Origin of the sequence: Spiroplasma tabanidicola (genome assembly GCF_009730595.1) — a bacterium.
GTDB classification, from domain to species: domain Bacteria; phylum Bacillota_I; class Bacilli_A; order Mycoplasmatales; family Mycoplasmataceae; genus Spiroplasma_A; species Spiroplasma_A tabanidicola.
On sequence record NZ_CP046276.1, the window covers coordinates 935,734 to 957,095 of the forward strand.

The 21,362-nt window shown below is 30.2% G+C and carries 13 protein-coding genes and 3 rRNA genes; 2 read left to right on the plus strand and 14 right to left on the minus strand.

Translation table 4 applies throughout. The features are described 5' to 3' along the window. Positions 1 to 5: 5 nt before the first annotated feature. The 5 genes from pheS to STABA_RS04210 all read right to left on the minus strand — a co-directional run bounded on the left by pheS (position 6) and on the right by STABA_RS04210 (position 6,714). Positions 6 to 1,058 carry a phenylalanine--tRNA ligase subunit alpha gene (gene pheS / locus STABA_RS04190; RefSeq protein ID WP_156006850.1) on the minus strand — a complete coding sequence of 351 codons (1,053 nt, stop codon included), beginning with the start codon at positions 1,056 to 1,058 and terminating at the stop codon, positions 6 to 8. Positions 1,059 to 1,093: 35 nt separating this feature from the next. After that, on the minus strand, positions 1,094 to 1,675 hold the full coding sequence (locus STABA_RS04195; RefSeq protein WP_156006852.1) for a hypothetical protein: 582 nt from the start codon (positions 1,673 to 1,675) through the stop codon (positions 1,094 to 1,096). Positions 1,676 to 1,786: 111 nt separating this feature from the next. Next, positions 1,787 to 1,892, minus strand: a 5S ribosomal RNA gene (gene rrf / locus STABA_RS04200). 109 nt (positions 1,893 to 2,001) lie between these two features. Next, positions 2,002 to 4,912, minus strand: a 23S ribosomal RNA gene (locus STABA_RS04205). A 282-nt stretch (positions 4,913 to 5,194) separates the two neighbouring features. Then, positions 5,195 to 6,714 (minus strand): 16S ribosomal RNA (locus STABA_RS04210). Together the 16S, 23S and 5S rRNA genes form the textbook arrangement of a ribosomal RNA operon. A gap of 439 nt (positions 6,715 to 7,153) precedes the next feature. On the opposite strand from STABA_RS04210, the gene STABA_RS04215 reads away from it, so the two are divergent. Next, the gene (locus STABA_RS04215; RefSeq protein WP_156006782.1) at positions 7,154 to 8,524 is read left to right on the plus strand and encodes an ISNCY family transposase; all 1,371 of its coding nucleotides are present in this window, start codon (positions 7,154 to 7,156) and stop codon (positions 8,522 to 8,524) included. Between the two features lie 87 nt (positions 8,525 to 8,611). Here the strand turns inward: STABA_RS04215 and STABA_RS04220 are convergent, their stop codons facing one another. The 8 genes from STABA_RS04220 to STABA_RS04255 form a co-directional block, all read right to left on the minus strand. Next, on the minus strand, positions 8,612 to 9,961 hold the full coding sequence (locus STABA_RS04220) for an ABC-2 transporter permease (RefSeq protein WP_156006854.1): 1,350 nt from the start codon (positions 9,959 to 9,961) through the stop codon (positions 8,612 to 8,614). Positions 9,962 to 10,063: 102 nt separating this feature from the next. Further along, positions 10,064 to 11,479, minus strand: a complete 1,416-nt coding sequence (locus STABA_RS04225; RefSeq protein WP_156006856.1) for an NADP-dependent glyceraldehyde-3-phosphate dehydrogenase — start codon at positions 11,477 to 11,479, stop codon at positions 10,064 to 10,066. 44 nt (positions 11,480 to 11,523) lie between these two features. Next, a complete protein-coding gene (locus STABA_RS04230; RefSeq protein WP_156006858.1) occupies positions 11,524 to 12,270 on the minus strand; it encodes a TrmH family RNA methyltransferase in 747 nt (248 codons plus the stop codon). 18 nt (positions 12,271 to 12,288) lie between these two features. Then, positions 12,289 to 13,404 carry a hypothetical protein gene (locus STABA_RS04235; RefSeq protein WP_156006860.1) on the minus strand — a complete coding sequence of 372 codons (1,116 nt, stop codon included), beginning with the start codon at positions 13,402 to 13,404 and terminating at the stop codon, positions 12,289 to 12,291. Positions 13,405 to 13,427: 23 nt separating this feature from the next. Next, complete coding sequence (locus STABA_RS04240) at positions 13,428 to 13,928, minus strand: dUTP diphosphatase (protein WP_156006862.1); 501 nt, start codon at positions 13,926 to 13,928, stop codon at positions 13,428 to 13,430. An 80-nt stretch (positions 13,929 to 14,008) separates the two neighbouring features. Beyond that, complete coding sequence (locus tag STABA_RS04245) at positions 14,009 to 15,577, minus strand: glycoside hydrolase family 32 protein (protein WP_156006864.1); 1,569 nt, start codon at positions 15,575 to 15,577, stop codon at positions 14,009 to 14,011. A gap of 4 nt (positions 15,578 to 15,581) precedes the next feature. After that, complete coding sequence (locus STABA_RS04250; RefSeq protein ID WP_156006866.1) at positions 15,582 to 17,171, minus strand: glycoside hydrolase family 32 protein; 1,590 nt, start codon at positions 17,169 to 17,171, stop codon at positions 15,582 to 15,584. A 20-nt stretch (positions 17,172 to 17,191) separates the two neighbouring features. Beyond that, complete coding sequence (locus tag STABA_RS04255) at positions 17,192 to 18,862, minus strand: glycoside hydrolase family 32 protein (RefSeq protein WP_156006868.1); 1,671 nt, start codon at positions 18,860 to 18,862, stop codon at positions 17,192 to 17,194. Positions 18,863 to 19,418: 556 nt separating this feature from the next. Between STABA_RS04255 and STABA_RS04260 the strand changes: the two genes are divergently transcribed. Beyond that, positions 19,419 to 20,114 carry an ABC transporter ATP-binding protein gene (locus tag STABA_RS04260; RefSeq protein WP_156006870.1) on the plus strand — a complete coding sequence of 232 codons (696 nt, stop codon included), beginning with the start codon at positions 19,419 to 19,421 and terminating at the stop codon, positions 20,112 to 20,114. 437 nt (positions 20,115 to 20,551) lie between these two features. Here STABA_RS04260 and STABA_RS04265 read toward each other — a convergent pair whose 3' ends face one another. Next, positions 20,552 to 21,265, minus strand: coding sequence for a hypothetical protein (locus tag STABA_RS04265; RefSeq protein ID WP_170264702.1), 714 nt, complete (start codon positions 21,263 to 21,265; stop codon positions 20,552 to 20,554). Between the last annotated feature and the right edge of the window lie 97 nt (positions 21,266 to 21,362).

Below are 21,362 nucleotides of genomic sequence, written 5' to 3' on the forward strand. Positions count from 1 at the left end.
ACCTCCTAATCTCCAAAGAATTTGAATTGTTCTAAAAATCTAATATCATTTTCATAAAAATCTCTTATATTATTAATTCCAAATTTTAGCATAGCAACTCTTTCTACACCAATTCCAAAAGCTAATCCACCAACTTCATTTGAATCTAAACCATTTTGTTCTATTACTTCTGGTGCAATCATTCCTGATCCTAAAATTTCAATTCAACCAGTATTTTTACATACTTTACATCCTGAACCACTACAATTTACACATGAAATATCAACTTCACAACTAGGTTCGGTAAATGGAAAAAAACTAGGTCTTAATCTGATTTTTGTTTTAGGTGAAAACAATCTTTTACACATATATTCTAATGTTCATTTTAATGTTGCGAAATTAATTTTTTTACCAACAGCAAAACCATCAATTTGCATAAATTGATGTGAATGTGTTGCATCATCATCATCTCTTCGATATACATTTCCATAACTAATTGAAGCGATACTTTTTTCTTCAACATTCATTTTCGACAATTGAGTTAATCTTCTTGCTGTCATATTAGTACAATGAGTTCTTAAAACATTTTTTTCATCAACATAAAAAGTATCTTGCATATCTCTAGCAGGATGACCAATTGGCATATTTAATTTTTGAAAACAGTATTCATCACTTTCAAACTCTGTTCCACTAACCATTTCATAACCTAACTCAGTAAAAATATCACTAATTTCATCAATTACTAAGTTTAAAGGGTGTTTTGAACCTCTTTTAAAAGTCATTCCTTGCAAAGAAATATCGATTTTTTCTTTTTCTAATTGTTTTTTTAATTCTTCATATTTTAAAGCATCTTCTAGTTCATTTAAAGCTGAAAAAACCTCAGTTCTAACTTCATTTATCTTAATTCCAAATTCTCTTTTTTGATCTGGGTCTAAATCTTTTAAATCTCTTGAAATTTCAACTAAAGCAGAATCTCTAGAAGCATATTTTCTTTTTAATTCTTCATGACTTTTTTTATCTTTTGCATCTTTAATTTCTTTTCTAAAGGTTTTTAAGATTTCTTCTAATTTTTTTAACATAGTTTTTCCCCTTCTAAATAGTTAATTAAATTATACTAAATAAACGCTTTGTTTTTGGCATTGTTTATTAATACATCAATTTGCTTTATTTGATCTTTAACTTCACTAATAATATAGTCATATTCTTTGGTTTTCTTGTTAATTGATAATAGTAAGTCTTTTTTAGCTACTAATATTGATCTTTTAAAATCTAAAAACTTTCATTTATAAAATTTATCATTATCATAATAATTATTTTCAAAAAAAATATCACCATGAATATAATTGAAAAAAATATAGTTGAAAAATGCTATATTTATAAAATCTCTAATATTTTGATAAAAACTTGCTAGAAATTGAGTATAAATATTTTTATATTCATCTAAATTATTAGTTTTTAACAAACAAGTCTGACTTTTAAAAATATCTCTTATTTCATTAATTTTGTAAAAAATATCATCATACTCAACTTTGTTAAAAGTTAATTTTAATTTTGTTTCAATTGATGTAATCAAATTATTTATATTTATAATTTCTGGAAAACCAACAAACTCTCACATAAATTTAACACCGTTAACTTCACTAAACTGGTTTTTTTTAGTAACTTCATGATTAACTTCTTTCAAAAATTCTTTCAATTTTAATAACTCCTTTATAAAAAGCAATAGTATTTTATAATAACAAGATAAAATATACAAAACTTTATAATAAAAAACACCTCTTTTTAAGAGGTGTTTTTTAAATTTCTGAACTGGCAACGTCCTATTTTCGCATGATACTATCTTCGGCGCAGCTAGCCTTAACTTCTGTGTTCGGCATGGGAACAGGTGTGACCCTAGCGCTATTGTCACCAGATCTGAAATTTTTTTGAGAGTGTTGGGTTATATAAATAACCAAATCATCCTCTCAAAACTGAATATTAGATGTATAGATTTATAATACAAAATGTTTTTCTGGGTTTCTTTCAAGAAAGACTCTCGATCTATTAGTATTGGTAAGCTGAACACGTCACCGTGCTTACACACCCAACCTATCAACCATGTGGTCTACATGGGATCTTACTTCCGAAGAATGGGAAAACTCATCTTGAAGGAGGCTTCTCGCTTAGATGCCTTCAGCGATTATCCTTTCCGCACATAGCTACCCTGCTGTGCCACTGGCGTGACAACAGGAGCACCAGGGGTGCGTCCATTCCGGTCCTCTCGTACTAGGAACAGCTCTTCTCAATTTTCCTACGCCCACAACAGATAGGGACCAAACTGTCTCACGACGTTCTGAACCCAGCTCGCGTACCGCTTTAATGGGCGAACAGCCCAACCCTTGGAACCGACTACAGCTCCAGGATGCGATGAGCCGACATCGAGGTGCCAAACCTCCCCGTCGATGTGAACTCTTGGGGGAGATCAGCCTGTTATCCCCGGGGTAACTTTTATCCGTTGAGCGACGGCCCTTCCACACGGGACCGCCGGATCACTAAGTCCTGCTTTCGCATCTGTTCGACTTGTAAGTCTCGCAGTTAAGCACCCTTCTACCTTTGCGCTCTTCGTACGATTTCCGACCGTACTGAGGGTACCTTTGAGCGCCTCCGTTACATTTTAGGAGGCGACCGCCCCAGTCAAACTACCCACCAAACACTGTCCCTGGCCCGGATAACGGGTCTAGGTTAGAACCTCAATGTAACAAGGGTGGTATTCCAAGGATGACTCCACGATCACTAGCGTGACCGCTTCAAAGTCTCCCACCTATCCTCTACATGTTACACCAAAATTCAATATTAAGTTATAGTAAAGCTCCACGGGGTCTTTCCGTCTAGTTGCGGGTAACCAGCATCTTCACTGGTACTAAAATTTCACCGAGTCTATAGCCGAGACAGCGAAGGGATCATTACGCCTTTCGTGCGGGTCAGAACTTACCTGACAAGGAATTTCGCTACCTTAGGACCGTTATAGTTACGGCCGCCGTTCACCGGGGCTTCAATTCAATGCTTCACCGAAGCTAACATCTCCTCTTAACCTTCCGGCACTGGGCAGGCGTCACCCCCTATACTTCGTCTTACGACTTTGCAGAGAGCTGTGTTTTTGCTAAACAGTTGCCCCTCCCTCTTCACTGCGGCTCACCATAAGTGAGCACCCCTTCTTGCGAACTTACGGGGTTATTTTGCAGAGTTCCTTAGCTATAGTTATCTCGCTTGCCTTAGGATTCTCTCCTTGACCACGTGTGTTCGTTATAGGTACAGGCACCAAGTAAATTAACACTAGAAGCTTTTCTTGGAAGCGTGGAGTCATGGACTTCGCTACTAGCCGAAGCGTTCACTCCCCATCATACTTCAGAGTTAAAGCACGCGGATTTGCCAACGTACACTCCTTTGTATTTAGACCGGCATATCCAACAGCCGGCATCCACTATCCTTCTCCGTCACTCCATCATTTTACTTGGTGGTACAGGAATATCAACCTGTTGTCCATCGACTACGCCTTTCGGCCTCGCCTTAGGTCCTGACTAACCCTGGGTGGACGAACCTTGCCCAGGAATCCTTGGTCAAACGGCATGGAAGATTCTCACTTCCAAACGTTACTCATGCCGGCATAATCACTTCTAAGCGCTCCACCAGTCCTCACAGTCTGACTTCATCGCACTTAGAACGCTCCCCTACCACTTACATTGCTGTAAATCCTAAACTTCGGTAATACGCTTAAGCCCCGGTACATTTTCGGCGCAAAGGCACTCGACTAGTGAGCTGTTACGCACTCTTTAAATGATGGCTGCTTCTGAGCCAACATCCTAGCTGTCTGTGCACCTTCACATCCTTACACACTTAGCGTATATTTAGGGACCTTAGTTGTAGATCTGGGCTGTTTCCCTCACGAGCATGGACCTTATCACCCATGTTCTGACTGCCGAGTATGAAATTATGGCATTCGCAGTTTAATTGTAATCAGTACCCCTAGGTGGGGCCATCATACATTCAGAGCTCTACCTCCATAATTCTAAACCTCGACGCTAGCCTTAAAGCTATATCGGGGAGAACTAGCTATCTCCAGGTTCGATTGGAATTTCACCCCTAGCCACAAGTCATCCACGGTCTTTTCAACGAACGTTGGTTCGGTCCTCCATTAGGTTTTACCCTAACTTCAACCTGCTCATGGCTAGATCACCTGGTTTCGTGTCTACGACAACATACTAAACGCCCTATTAAGGCTCGCTTTCACTACGGCTCCGTATATTCTACTTAACCTTGCATGTTATCGTAACTCGCCGGCTCTTTCTACAAAAAGCACGCTATCACCCATTAACGGGCTCTAGCTTCTTGTAAGCATATGGTTTCAGGGACTATTTCACTCCCCTCACGGGGTACTTTTCACCTTTCCCTCACGGTACTGGTTCACTATCGGTAAAATGGTAGTATTTAGGCTTACCCAGTGGTCTGGGTAGATTCCGACAAGGTTCCACGTGCCCCGCCGTACTCAGGATACTCTATCGAGATCAGTGCATTTCGCATACGGGAGTATCACCCTCTACGCTTGTGCTTCCCAACACATTCTGCTATACACTGATTTTGTAACTCTAACAAGAGTCCTACAACCCCGGCCCGTAGACCGGTTTGGCCTGTTCCGCTTTCGCTCGCCGCTACTTACAGAATCACATTCGTTTTCTTTTCCTCTAGGTACTAAGATGTTTCAGTTCCCTAGGTTCCCGTTATATAACCTATGTATTCAGTTATAAACACTATGAGATTAATCATAGTAGGTTTCCCCATTCGGACATTTCCGGATCATAGCTTACTTCCAGCTCCCCGAAACTTTTCGCAGGTAGTCACGTCCTTCATCGGCTCCATTTTCCAAGGCATTCACCATATGCCCTTACTATACTTTCTTTAAAAAGAAATCCTATTTTGCATTATAGATAATCTAATAAATATGAAATTTCAGTTTTTCTTAGTAATTATAAAGTTACTATTTTACGTTTTTTATGAAACGTAAGAAAAATTAAAATGTCTTTTTTCATCTAATATTCAGTTTTCAAAGAACGATTCTCAGAAATCAAAAACGCTTTGTAGCGTCCACGATCTCTGAAAACTAGATAGAACCAGAATATAATCAAAAGCTGTTTTATCGATTCGCTCAGCTTTTATATCTCTACTATGATTAACTCCATAGAAAGGAGGTGATCCATCCGCACGTTCCCGTACGGATACCTTGTTACGACTTCACCCTAATCGCTAATCCTACCTTGGTACGCTCTCTCCTTACGGTTAAGATACGTGCTTCTGGTATTACCAACTCTCATGGTGTGACGGGCGGTGTGTACAAGACCCGAGAACGTATTCACCGCGACGTTGCTGATTCGCGATTACTAGTGATTCCGGCTTCATGAAGTCGAGTTGCAGACTTCAATCCGAACTGAGACTGACTTTTTGAGATTAGCTCCCTCTCGCGAGATTGCGACTCTTTGTATCAGCCATTGTAGCACGTGTGTAGCCCAGGACATAAGGGGCATGATGATTTGACGTCATCCCCACCTTCCTCTAGCTTACACTAGCAGTCTCGTTAAAGTCCTCAACTTAATGTTAGTAACTAACGATAGGGGTTGCGCTCGTTGCGGGACTTAACCCAACACCTCACGGCACGAGCTGACGACAACCATGCACCACCTGTCTCAATGTTAACCTCCACTACATCTCTGTAGCTTTGCACTGGATGTCAAGCCCTGGTAAGGTTCTTCGCGTTGCTTCGAATTAAACCACATGCTCCACCACTTGTGCGGGTCCCCGTCAATTCCTTTGAGTTTCACTCTTGCGAGCATACTACTCAGGCGGAGTACTTAATGCGTTAGCTGCAGCACCGACTAATGCCGACACTTAGTACTCAACGTTTACGGCGTGGACTACTAGGGTATCTAATCCTATTTGCTCCCCACGCTTTCGTGCCTCAGCGTCAATTACAGGCCAGTAGACCGCCTACGCCACTGGTGTTCCTCCATATATCTACGCATTTCACCGCTACACATGGAATTCCATCTACCTCTCCTGCATTCTAGTTACCCAGTTTTCAAGGCGAACTGGAGTTGAGCTCCAGGCTTTAACCTCAAACTTAAGCAACCGCCTACGCACCCTATACGCCCAATAAATCCGGATAACGCTTGCCACCTATGTATTACCGCGGCTGCTGGCACATAGTTAGCCGTGGCTTTCTGGTTAGGTACCGTCAAACTAAAAGCATTTCCTCTTCTAGCATTTCTTCCCTAACAACAGAGCTTTACAATCCGAAGACCGTCATCACTCACGCGGCATTGCTTCATCAGGCTTTCGCCCATTGTGAAAAATTCCCTACTGCTGCCTCCCGTAGGAGTCTGGGCCGTATCTCAGTCCCAATGTGGCCGATCAACCTCTCAGTTCGGCTACGTATCATTGCCTAGGTGGGCTTTTACCCCGCCTACTAGCTAATACGCCGCATCCTCATCTTCTAGCGACCCAAACGGGCCTTTCAACACCTTCTGATGCCATAATGGTGTCGTATGCGGTATTAGCAGTCGTTTCCAACTGTTATCCCCCACTAAAAGGTAGATTAGATACGTGTTACTCACCCGTTCGCCACTGGGTGCAAGCACCCCGTTCGACTTGCATGTATTAGGCATGCCGCCAGCGTTTATCCTGAGCCAGGATCAAACTCTCATTAAAAAAATGCGAATATTTTGATTCATGACTATATCTGTTTATTTACTCAAAAAATTGAATGTATGTATGTACAATAATAATTTGGTTGTTGTTGTTCTATCTAGTTTTCAAAGATCGTTATTTTATGACTCTCTTTTTTGCAAAGCGAGCACATAGATAAATATATAATATTTTAAAATTTAATACAAGTCTTTTTGACATTTTTTTTAAAATATTTTTATTTTTTTTACCACTTCTCTAAAAGGCCATAAACATTAGTTTTTACCTTAACTTGAGCGGCTTTCATATAATAATACTTTATTAGTACAAATACAAGTCTTTTTTTAAAAAAAGTGAAAAAATTTGTCAATAACATATGATATTTTCCCTATATATAACAAATAAAAATTTCCCAAATATATAATTTATAATGGGGGATTTAAATATGAGGAGATATTTAAAAATGAATGAAAAAAATAAAATGGAAATAATTAAAGCTGTAATTGATGAAAAACTATCTAAAAAAGCTGCAGCAATAAAAATCTGTCAAACAATAAGAAATGTTAACTTATTAATTAACAAATATAAAAAGTATGGTTACACAGCATTTATCCACAAAAATACTGGAAGAATATCAAATAAAAAAATAAAACATCAAATAAGTGATCAAATTATTGACTTGTACATTAATAAATATGAAGAATATAATTATAAACACTTTTTAGAAAAGCTTTGATCAAACCATCAAATAAGTGTTTCATATACTTACTTAATCAATTTATTAAAAAAGAATAATTTATATTCACCAAGAATTCATAAAGTAACTAAAAAAATGATTAAACAAAAAATTACTAACTTATTAAAAAATGAAAATATTAAAAAACTTGAGAAACGAGAGTATTTAAATACTTTGCTTTCAATAGAAAATATTCATCCTATGCAAAATCGAAAAACAGAGTTTGGTGAGCGCTTGCAAACTGATGCATCAGTCCACTACTGAGTTGATAATGAGAAATGGTATTTACATGGTTTTATAGATGATGCAACAGGTAAAGTTTTAGCTTTATATTTTGATAAAGAAGAAACTCTTATGGGATACTACAATATAACAAAAAAAGTTTTATTGGAGTATGGGATTCCAAAGGAGATAATTACTGACAAAAGGACTGTATTTTGAAGTCAAAAAGAAAAAGAGTCAGACCTTCACTCTGACTCTTTAACACAATACGGATTCTTATGTCATAACTTAGGAATAAAGCTAACAACTTCAAGTGTTCCTCAAACAAAAGGCCGTATTGAAAGGTTGTGAAATACACTTCAAGATCGCCTACCAAAGGAACTCAAAGAAAATAATTTATCAGATATAAATGAAGCAAATTCATTTTTAAATGAATATATTAAAAGATATAATTCACAGTTTTCCCTTCAATTAAATAATATCATTAACTCTTTTTCTATTTTTAAAGAACATAAAAACATAGACTTTTATTTATCAAGAAGATTTGAAAGAACTATTAATAAAGGATCTACAATAAAATACCAAAATAAATTTTATTTACCACATTCGAATGGCGAGCCAGTCTTTTATAAAAATAAAACAAAAATCTTTGTAGTAGAAACTTTTGATGGGCAATTATATTCAAACTCATTTAGTGAATGAATGCCTTTAATTGAAGTTCAACAAAACTCAACTTATAAAGAAGCTTATGAAGATAAAAGTGTTTCTGATATACAAAAAACACATAAGCAAATTAAAACCAATAGTCCATGAAAATATACTAATTGAATATTTTACAAAAACTCTAAAAATAAAGTTTTGGGAAAAATTGATTAGTTATTGACAGTCTTTTTTTAAAAAAAGTGAAAAAATTTTTCATTTTTTTTAAAAAATATAAAAAAACAAAAAAAATGACGACTTTTACTAGTCGTCTCATTCTATTGTTGCTGATTTTTCTTCATTTTCATCATTAATTGGGTCAAAAATTTTATTTGTATCTATTTCTAACGTTCTTGTTTTTTCTTTTTGCAAATTATCTAACATGTTAAAGTTATCATTATTTGCTAAGTTTTTTTTAGGTTGAATATTACGGTTTTGTTTTTTTAAAGCTTCTCAGATTCTATCTCCATCACCTAAAAAAATCTTATTTTCATAATTCATATCAACCTTAGGTTGTTTTCTTTCAGTTTGAGGTTTACTTGCTATTTTTTGGGGAATATTTCCTATTGGATCTTTATAAATACTTGCTTTTTGTGCAACAAGTCTTCTTGGTACTATTGTTTGTTTATAAGGGTCTTTTGGCTTATCAGAAAATAAATACTCTTGTACAGTATTTGATAATTGCTCTTCTTGGACACCCACAGGTCTATCTGGACGTTTTATTCTTGGTTGTTGACTATTTGATTGGTTTTGTTGTTTAAATTGATTAAACATAATATCTTGTTGTTGATTTTGAAAGTTTTCTTGATCGAAATTATTTTCTTCTTGAGTTTGATCATAATTTTCTAAATTAGGTACATCAAAATTTTGATCTTGAACACTTTCGTCGTGATCTTCTATGTGCATATTTTCAAAATCATTTTCAGATAGATTATTTCTTAATTTTTGAATTTTATCTGCTATATTAAATGTTTCATCATTTGGAGTTGAAGTAAATGATAAATCATCATGCGCCTGATTCATATTATTTACTTGTTGTTGCATGTTAAATTGAGGTTGTGGTTGAAATTGAGGTTGTGGTTGAAATTGAGGTTGTGGTTGAAATTGAGGTTGTGGTTGAAATTGAGGTTGTGGTTGAAATTGTTGATTAAACTTATTTGAAGTAACATTTTTATTACCATCTTCATTATTTGATTTAACTATAGCAACAATACTCAATGCAGATCTTACTATGAAAATAATTATAGGAAAAACTATAAACAGCACTATAGAAATTATAAGATAACTGCTACTTCCTAATAATTTTATTACAACATCATATGTCATAAAATAAAATGATATAGATATAATTATTGCTAAAATTGATGCTAATAAATCAAAAATTGAAATATAAGGATTGTTATTGATAAAAAAACAAACCATAGTAGCAATAAAAGCAATAATTGCCACAAGAATTAATAAATATTGCAATCAATGAGCATATTCACTATTAAACATTGAATAAGCATGCATTTTTTCGCCTGGAATACTAATAATAATTAAAGATGCAGACATAAATACAAATAATGCTCCAAAAATTCCAAGCACTAAGTTCATAATTTTAATTGCTTTCATAAAATAACCCCTATCTTTTAGCCCTACATTAATATAATTTTAGCATATTATCATTGTAGTTTTTTACAATTTTTATGCACAAAACTAATAAAATAGTCTGATTTAATAGTTTATAACTATACCTTTATATCTTGTCATACTTATTAATGACTCTCTAATTCCTTGAACACCTTCTCCAGAATCTTTTATTCCTAAAAAAGGAAAACAATCAGGCCCTCGTTGAGATTTTGAATTAATATTTACAGTTCCTGTTTCAATTTGTTTTGCAACATTTATAGCTGTTGAAATATCTTGACAAAATACACTTGCTTGTAATCCAAAGTTTGACTTATTTGCAAGTTTAATCATTTCTTCAATACTATTTACTCTCAAAATTGGCAAAACTGGTCCAAACGGTTCTTCTCATGCTAATTTCATATCAGGAGTAACATAATCAACTAATGTTGGTCACATTAGATTTTTTTCTCTTTTATCTCCAAATAAGATTTTAGCACCTTTTTGTTTTGCATCATCAATTAATCCTTGAATAAAATCACTTGATTTTTCATCAATGACTGGTGTTATAAATGCATTTTGTTCTGGTGTTCCAACACTTAATTTTTCTACATGTTTTTTTATAATTGGTACTAATTTATCTGCAATTTGATCATTTACAAATACTCTTTTAATTGCAGTACATCTTTGTCCAGAATATCCAAAAGCTCCAGTTACAATTTCTGAAGCATATTTTTCTAAATCGCGATCATCTAAAACTAAAGCTGGATCTTTTCCTCCAAGTTCAAGTACTAAATCAGTTGAACTACCTTTTGCTCTAATTTGATTTCCAATACCAACACTTCCTGTAAATGAAATCATATCAATTTCAGGATTTGAAGTAATTATATCTCCCACTTCTCTTCCTCTACCAGTCACAACATTAAAAATGCCTTTTGGAAAGTCTGCTTCAATTGCTAATTTTGCCATATAAGCGCCAGTTAAACTTCCTGCAGTTGCTGGTTTGAATACAACTGTGTTTCCCATTACAAGTGCTGGAATAATTTTTGCTAATGCTAAATTAAAAGGATAGTTAAAAGGTGAAATTGCTAATATAACTCCTTTTGCTACTCTTTCAAATATTCCTAATTTATTTTTAGCACCCATTCCCTCACCTGTCATAGCAAGCGGATCCATTCTTTTTGCTTCTTCAAATGTATAATCAATTATTTCTACAGTTCTTAAAACTTCAGCTAGTGAGTCTTTTAAATTTTTTGCAATTTCTTCACTCATTATTTTTGCTATTTCATCTTGATGTTTTAAAATAGCATCTCTAAATTTTTTTAAAATACTAATTCGTTCTAATAATGCTAATTTTTCTCAATCTTTTTGTGCATTTCTTGCTGCGCTATATGCTTTATTAATGTCTTCTGCTTTTAATGCAGTTACTTTTCCAGCCGGTAAAAGTGTAGTAGGATTAATGATTTCTAATCATTCTCCATTATTAATAAATTCATTATTAATAAATGCTTTTAGTTCTCTCATTTTTTGATTCCCTTCAACTGAATTATAACTATAAAATTTTAAAATTAATTTTCATTTGATAATTTAAACATTATTATCGATCCTGCTACTGCAATATTTAAACTTTCCACTTCTTTATTTGTTTCTAATAAAAAGTTTTTGTCACATATATCAACAATACTTTGTTTAATTCCTGAACCTTCATTTCCTAAAACTAATGCTAAGTGTTGTTTTTTTGCAACTTGAGATTTGTCAAAATTATTTTCTTTACTTAAGCTAGTAGAAATTAGTAGATAATTTTGTTCTTTTAAGTTTCTAATTGTTTTATCTAAATCTACATATTCAATATTTAATTTAAAATGATTTCCTTGGGCTGCACGCAAAACCTTAGAATTATACACACTTACACTGTTTTTTGAACAAATAATGTTTTTAAAATCAAATGCAATTGCACTTCTTAAAATGGTTCCTAAGTTTCCTGGATCTTGAATATCATCTAGAATTAAAACATTAGATTTTTCAATAAATTGAGTTTTCATATTACAAATCGCAAAAACTTCTTGAGAGGTTTTTAAGTCACTTAATTTATTTGCAACATTGTCACTAATTTCAATTACATTATCATACTCTCTAAACTCATTAATTGTTTTTTTAGTAACTAAAATAGTATCAACTAAGTGATACTTTAAAGCTTCTCTGACAATATTCAAACCTTCAACTAAATATTTTTGTTCTTTAAATTGAACTTTTCTATCTTTATATTTTAAAATCTTGATTATTAAATTATTATTTACTGATGTAATCTTTTCCATTTTAAGAACCTTTCTTAATTATTCAACATATGTAAAACCAATTTCATATAGTTTATTTTCAGGTTTTATATAATCTTTTCCTTTATATTTAGGATCTTGCACAGGATATCCATGAACTCCTTGCGCTCTTCTTGGTGGGTCTAATAATTTTGCTTGAATTGAAGCTAATGGACTTACACGTTCACCCTTTGCCTTTTTTTCTCTTGTTTCATTCATTAAATCTTCAATATCTCTAACTTTTTCTTGTTTAACTAAAATTCAAATCTTATTTTCATCTCATCATTTAACAATTTTTCGATATTCATCTCATGTAAATTTTTTAGGTGTATCTCCAACAATGAATCGATTATTTTTTTGATTTCAATCAATTACAAAATCTTTTCATACAACATCACCTGTCCTTGTAGAAACAGTTAAATCTTTTGCTTTTTGAATACATTCGTCAAGTGTTTTGTTACCATATCCTATGAAAGTATTACCATTTCAATATGTTATATATGAATATTTTCTTGGATTTCAAACTTCTTCAAATATCAACGTACTAACTCAATATCTTCCATCAGAGTTATTTTTAAAGAACTCAAATCCATACTTACTATACTTTAAAACTACTTCTTTTTTTGTAACTTTAACAACTTTATAAGTGAAAGTTTCTACAATTTTATCAATTTCTTCTTGAGTAAAATTATCTCTTGCATGTCTACTTGCATCTCTTAATTTTGTTTTTGGATCTTTAAATACTTTTGTGTAATCTTCAAAATTAGCTTTTGGTCTCCCATATAATCTATTTTCACTATTAGGGTCTGGCATAACTACTTTACCACCCTTTTCAAGTTGTTCATCTCTTTGTTCTTTTTCTTCTAATTGTCTTTTTAATCTTGCAATTATACTTTTTGCATCATTTTTATTATTTTCTAAGTTTTGATTTTGGGTTTGGTCTTCTTCATTTGTTTTTATTGGACTATTATTTGTTTCAGTATCATTATTTAAATCAAATCTATCATACGTTTTAGTATAATTTGTTTTATCTTCATCTAAATCAATACTTTCATCCAATGTTAAAGTAGGACGTTTAGGGTCAAACTCTTGACTTGGTTTAAAATCTGCAACCTTTTTATTTTTTTTATCATCCATAAATAGACCTCCCTAATTAATTATTAATAATTATTATCTTGTCTTTCAAAATTCACTTTATTTTTTTCAATATATGCTTCAATTATCTCTTTTTCGCTAAAATCCAAAATTTTTGCTATTGAAAAAAATGCATCTAACATATTTGTAAAAAACTGTACATTTCTATTTTTATTAAATTCTCCAACTTTTTGTAAACAATTTAAATAAGCATCAATAATAGTATTATTTTGAAAAGCAAAATTATAATCTTCTGGTTTAAAACCTGTCAAATAACCAATAGAAACAATAAAATGAATACCATCAATATATTCTTCTAAAAGAATATTTTTCTCGCTTGGTTTTTTATTTGATCAAAATTTAAATGCTCTTTGTTCATTAATAAATTCACATATTTCTACATATAAAGCAACTATTTTTTTTGACAAAATCTCTTCATTATTTGTTATATTCCACTTTGTTTCTATATATTTATCTAATTCTTTTTGCTTATCAATGATGAAATTAAGGTTTTTTTCATTAAGCATATTTTTTCTCCTTTGCTTATAATTTTAAATAAAAAAAGTAACTTTTAAAATTACTTTTTTAATTCTTTTAATTTTTATTTTTAAATATCTAAATTATAATAATCCATAGAAATTTGATAATTATTTTGCATAATAATACTTAATTTTTCGTCATTTTTTGTGCCTAAAAATTTAGACATTGTAAAAGTATAACCATTTGGGAATTCTAATTCAATTATTCTTTTATCTAAAAAAATCTTTAGTATGTCATTTTTTGAGAACTTAACATTAAATTCTCTTGTTTTAATAAATTCAGATCTTTCTTGCAAAATTTTGTAACTTGTATTTCTTTTTATGCATACCTTATTTTTTTTAAAATCTAAATATATATCAATTTTATAAAAACTGTCAAAAAAGCTAAAAGTTATTGCTTCATTAAAGTCTTGTACATCTTTTAAATTAACATTTAACTGATATGCACCACTAAGATTATTGAAATTTGTTGAGTTTGAAAATATCTTAGTCTTAGTTAAACCACTATTTTCATAATCGATTATCTTTGAACTAATAAAATAGTCATTTTTTGATTTATTTAGTTTTAAATTTCTCGCTAATGACATAGCCCCATATCTTCCATCATTAGGGCTTTGATAAATATATGATCAATTACCAATTCAACCCGTTGTAACTAAACTATTGATATTTTTTATGCCTTTATCCTTTTTCATAAAATTTGCAGCGTAATAATCAGGTCCAAAATCTAATCTTTTTGATGTAAAGTTTTTATCTGGTATAAAAACATAATTATTATCTATATCTCCAATTGTGTAGTATGTACCTACAGAATAACCATCTTCATCTTTACCTCATGAACCATTTCCGCCATAAAATAAAACTCATTTTTTTTCATTACTTCCAAAAACATTCATTTGATATAAGTTCGGACATTCTAGCATAGGGTGTGGAACAGTTATTTTCCCAACTTTTTCAAAACCACTTGTTGGATTATCAGATACTCATACTCCAAAATATTCATTTTGAGCTAAATATACGACATACTTATTATCCATTTTAAAAAAATATGGATCTCTAAAATCACTTCTATTTTCAGGAATTTCTTGATTTATATTAATAATTGGTTCTTGTTTTATAGGTAAAAAATTATACCCTCCATCAGTAGAATAATAACCTAAAATATTTTGGCCCTCATCAAAAAAACTTGAGTTAATAGATATTATTGCGTCATTTCCATATCCAAATCAATTATCCAAATCTTCAAAAATAGTTCCAGAAGAAATATCAGCATATCTTGTCATATTTTTTTTAATAGCAATGCCTTCATATTCTCAGTTTAATCAATCTTTTGTTGTAACATGATAAACATTGGTTCCCAGCTCACCAAATTTTCATCCTTTCGCATTAAATCTAATTTTGTCACTGTATAAAAAATATACATGTCAAGTTCCATCTCTATAAAAACCACCTTGAATATCGTTCATCATTCCCGCTTTTTTCATATCAACGTGAAACTTATTAGAAAATCTTTGTTGTAAAGGTTGTAAAGGTTTATTAACATATATCATTGAAAAAAAATAAATTACAAATAAAACAAAAATAAACAAAAAAGAAAAAATAAATTTACTAACCTTAGATAATAAATATTTTTTCATAATCTTAATCCTGTACAATTTGATAATACTTGTAATTAATAGATTCTTTTTCTGAAGTTAATTTTACTTTTTCTTTTGTAACTCCATCTGGATATTTAAGCATTGTAAATGTAGAACCGTCTAAAAATTTAAATTCTAAAATAGTTTTGTCATTATATATTTCTAAAATACTTTTATCATTAACGTTTTCTCTATTTATATCAAATACTCTTTGTTTTTCAAATGCTTCTTTTCCAAAGTGAAAGTCTTGATTTATTGATCTTGTAACTGCAATTTTATTATTTAAAAAATCAATTATGACATTTACATCATATTGTTCATCTCCAATATATAAGTTTATTTTGTCTTCTGTGCTTTTTAAATTATCAAATAATAAATCTAGTTTATAAAATTGTCCTGCTAAATTTTCTTTTTCTATCAAATCAGAATCGTTACTGTATTCACCTTCTTTTGTAACTTTATAATCGTCAAAACCTAAGTAACTAGAATTTATGTAATAAACTGGTTTTTCAATTGAACCTTGATTGACTAATTTTAATTCTCTTGCTAAAGACATATTTCCCAATCTACCATCATTTGGTACTGAGAAATTATAATTTCAATTGCTAACTCACGCTGTTGCAATTAAGCTATCTAAATCGACATTTGAACTACTTTTAGTAACAAATTTTGCTGCATAAAAATCTGGACCAAAGTCTATTCTTTTATAAGTTTGGTCTTCATCTGGTTTAAAAATATATGTATTTTCATCAAGAGTTCCTGTAATGTAATAAGTTCCTGTTGATAATCCATCTGCATTATCACCTCATTCACCATTACCTCCATAAATAGCTACTCACTTTTTTGCACATTCATTATTTGAAACATTCATTTGAAATAAATTTGGGCATTCTAACATTGGGTGGTCAGCTTTAAATGAACCAGTTTTTTCAAATCCACTAGTAGGTTTATTTGAAACATATACTCCAAATTCATTTTCTTCTGCAATATACATAATAAACTTATTATCTTTTTTGAAAAAGTATGGATCTCTAAAATTTTCATTTGTTTTTTTGTGTAGATTTCATAAAATTGGTTCTTCTTTTACAGGATCAAATTTATATCCTCCATCAATAGAATAAAACATCATAATGTTTTGACCTTCATCACTATATGATGTTGTGACTGCAATAATAGCTTTTGAACCATATCCAAAATCGTTATTTACATCTTCAAAAAAAGTTCCAGAAGCTTGATCTCCATATTTTGTAGTGTATTTTGGGACAGCTGGACCTTCATACTTTCAATTAATTCAATCGGTTGTTGTTACATGATATCAAACAGAACCAAACTTTCCGTGGTTATATCCTGATGGATCAAAAATACCATCTGCATTTTGCAAGAAATAAATATGTCATTTATTATCTCTAAAAAATCCACCTTGAATATCATTCATCATCCCTGTTGTTGGGTTTTGAACGTGAAAACGATTTGTATATTTTGCATCATCAATTGGTGGTAATTTATAGTTTGGATAACTTTTACATGCAACTGAACCAAAAGAAAAACTTGTTCCTAAAAATCCAACAAAAATTGCTTTTAATAATTTTTTCATAAATGTTTTTCCCCTAATGCTTATTTTTTAATGTTACTATAGTAATTCATATCAAATTTTAACTTACTTGATAAAGAATCAATTTTAAGTTTTTCTGGTGTTTTTCCGTCCCTAAACTTAATCATAGAAATAATACTTCTATCAGGTAAAACTGCTTCAATAGTTGTTGTGTCTACTATTAAAGTTATACGAGAATCATTTTCTAAATTTAAATTTGTACTATATGCTCTTTCCTGAGTAAATCCTTTATTACCTTTTAATGTTTTATCAAGAGAAGATCTTTGAGTCATAATTTGATTATTTTTAAAGTCTAATTTCAATATATTTTTATAAGTTTCATCATTAAATACAAATTGGATAACATTATCAGAACTTTTTGTACTTTTGAAGACAATATCCATTTTATAGCTTCCTCCATCAATTTTTGAAGGGTTTATAGCATCTGAGTTAGTTGAAATACTTTTATCTCAATCATTTACTCCTAAAAATTCTTGATTCATGCAGTATTTTCCAGTTCCATCTTGAGAAAGTCTAATTTTTCTTGCCAATGACATATTTCCTCAATAACCAGTATTTGGAACTACTCTATTGTAATCTCAACTGCTCATTCAACCTGTTCCTATTAAGTGATCGTTTTTTACACTTGAACTATCATCTTCAAAGAATTTTGCAGCATAAAAATCTGCTCCAAAATCAAGTCTTTGAGGACCTTGCTCTTCTACAAAAACAAAATCTTCATTTAAATGACCAACCGAATAATATGTTCCAGTTCCTAAATTATCAACTGATTTTGCATCATTATTCTTGTTGTTCCCGTTACCTCCATAAATAAATACATATTTTTTATTTTCTGAGTCTCCATTGACGTTTAACTCAAATAAATTTGCACATTCTACCATAGCATGTTTTACATAATAATCGCCTTTATGTATATATCCAGATAATGGTTTATCAGAAACATAAACTCCAAATTTATCTAATTGAGATACATACATAACAAATTTTCCGTCCTTTTTAAAGAAATGTGGGTCTCTAAAATCAGGATAAGTTCCTTCTGGTTGCCCATTTTTTAAAATTGGCTCACCATCATTTAAAACATTAAAATTATATCCAAAATCATTGCCATTTCCTTCTTTATCTCCAGGACTTGAGTAATAAGCTAAAATGTTTTGTCCTTTTTCTCCACCATATGCCGTTGAAATAGCCACTCTACCATTTTTTATTTTATTTTCCTTAAAATCTCCATCTTTGTCGACAAATAAAGTTCCTCCAGCTGCATCCCCTCAGCCTTTAGCGTTTCATTTTTTTACAGCTAAACCTTTATATTCTCAATTTATAAAGTTTTTAGTTTGCATATGGTATCATTCAGTACCATTTTCTCCGATTTGTTCTCCCTTTTCGTCATATTTTGCATCTTTATTATATAAAAAGTAAATATGTCAATATGTTCCGTCAAATCATCCACCTTGCATATCATTTAACATACCTTTATAATCTGGTGCATCAACATGAAAATTATTATGATATTTATCATTTTCTTCTGATGAATTAAAGTTAGTTCCATTTATTATTTCAAAACTTTTTTCAACATCAAAAGATTGATCAATTGGTCTTTTTTTACAAGACATTAAAAAAGATGATGAACTTGCTGACAAAGCTACAACACCTAATATGTTGAATAATCTTTTCATTTTTTTTATTCCCTTATCTATTGTTTTTTTTAAAAACAATATTATAATTTTATAATATTTTTTTGTAAGGTTCAAACAAATAATATTATAACTAGAGATATTAAAAAGCACTTAAATAGAGTATTTAGAAACTGGTCTATTATATTAGAAATATAAATATCTAAAAAAATGATATAAATGTTATAGAGTATTTATTTGCCTTGATAAAATGGAAAACTTGTTTTAGCAAAGTAACCATAATTCATTGTAAAACAATTACTAAAAACTATATCTAAACTCATATAGCAAATAAAAACCTTTCATATAAATTAAAACAATTAATTAAAGAAGGTCACGTAGATAAACTACTATAAAATATAAAAAACTTAAAATCTTTTAAATAGTTAATAAGCAAAGAAATAAAAAAAAAATATTTTAAGATATATCTGAAAAATATATTTTAGAAATGCTTTGTAATTAACATAATTTTTTTATAGATAAATAGAATTTTTGCTTAAATTATTTAATAATATATAATAATTTAGTAAAAAAAAGATTATTTTAGGGAGATAAAAATATGATAGTTATTGATAAAGTTAATAAATATTACGGTAAAAAACAAGTATTAAAAGATATAAATTTAACAATTAAAGATTCAGAGTCAATTGCATTTTTAGGTTCAAATGGAAGTGGAAAAACTACATTAGTAGAAATAATTGCTAAGTTGCTAAAGCCAACAAGCGGTTCAATAAAATATACTGATGAGTCAAATTCTGAAGTACAAAAAAGAGTTGGGATGCAATTTCAAGATGGAAGCTGACCACCAGGGACTAAGGTATTAGATTTAGTAAGCTTTTATAAAAATAAAACATTTTTAAAAACAAAAGAGTTTGAAGAATTAGTAGAAGCATTTAACTTAAATGAGTTTATTAAAAAGCCGATTGATTCATTATCTGGAGGTCAAAGACAAAGAGCTAATTGCTTCTTATCAATTATAAATGAACCACAAGTATTAATTTTAGATGAGTTAATCACCGGTCTTGACCTAGAGATGCAAATAAAATTAATCAACTTTTTTAAAAGTTATAAAAAAAATAAAAATTTAACTCTTTTAATTGTTTCTCATATTCCTGAAGAAGTTGAAGATCTTTGCGATAGAATTGTTATTCTAAAAGATGGTGAGGTTTATGAAGATAAAAACATAAAAGAAGTTAAAGAAAAATATGGTAGTTTAAGAAAAAGATTAATGGATTATTATGAAATCAAGAATTAAAAAATAAACATTTAATTTAAACTAGACTCAAAATACTTATATTTTAAAAAATACTCTCAAAATTTTTTTGAGAGTATTTTTTATTTTGCACTTTACTTATTAATTTTTAATTATTTTCATAAACTTTTAACTCTTATTTATTAATACAAACTCCAATTTTGCCTAATTTATCTTTTCTTGGTCTCTTCGCATCGATAAAGATAACAATCTTTTTTTGTCTATTAAGATTTCATAAAAGTTAAATAATTGCTTATAGTTTAATACTATATTTTAAATATAACTTTTTTGCACTTATATAGATAATTATAAACTCTTCTCTTATCTTCTTTTTTATCTAACATTAAATATCTTAATATATGAAAAAACCAAACTATATAAAATCATATGCATAATTTTATATAGTTTGGGTTGACTTTTAAAATATAATTGCTTATATTTTATTTTTTAATTGAAATATTGAAATTGTAATAAGATAAAAGACCTATTACAGGTATAATTGCAACCGAAGAAAATAATGGTGCAAATAAATTTGTAAATGGGAAAAACGCTTCTACATTCTTTAAAATCTTATATATACTTGCAGAGTTTGTATAAGTGTTTGTATACGATGTATAAAAAATTCAATTTAAATACTTTTGAGGATTTAAAAAACTAAACATCTGATAATAAAAACTTTGTGTAAACTTGTAATCTAACAAATAATCACCTGTTAATATCAAAAACATAACAACCAGTACAAATAAAGCATTAATTAAATAAACATTTCTAAAAAAGCCTGCAATTAATATTGCAATAAAATAGACAAATGCAATATTTAAAATGATACCAATAAATATTAATAAAAATGAAGGTTGAGTAAAAACATTACCAAACATTTGCAATACTTTTTTATCAAAACTAAAGGCATCAATTGTTGAAATAACACTTGAAATGATTATTAATGAAATCATTGAGTAAGTAAAAAACACTACAAGCAAAGAAGTTAAAAATGTTAAATTATTTATTCCAAAATTTTTGATCTGTTTTATAAAAATAGTTTCTCTTCATGAGCAAATTGAGTTTGTTACAAATAACGAATTAAAAATAATAGTTATGAAAATTAGTGGTCCACAAACAATCGCTCTATTTGATATAATGTTTTGCTTAATCAAATAAAAGTAAATAAATAACTCGATTAGAAAAGGGATAATAAAGATAAAAATATGAGTAAATATAGATCTAAAAGTAATTTTAAAGGTATAACGTATA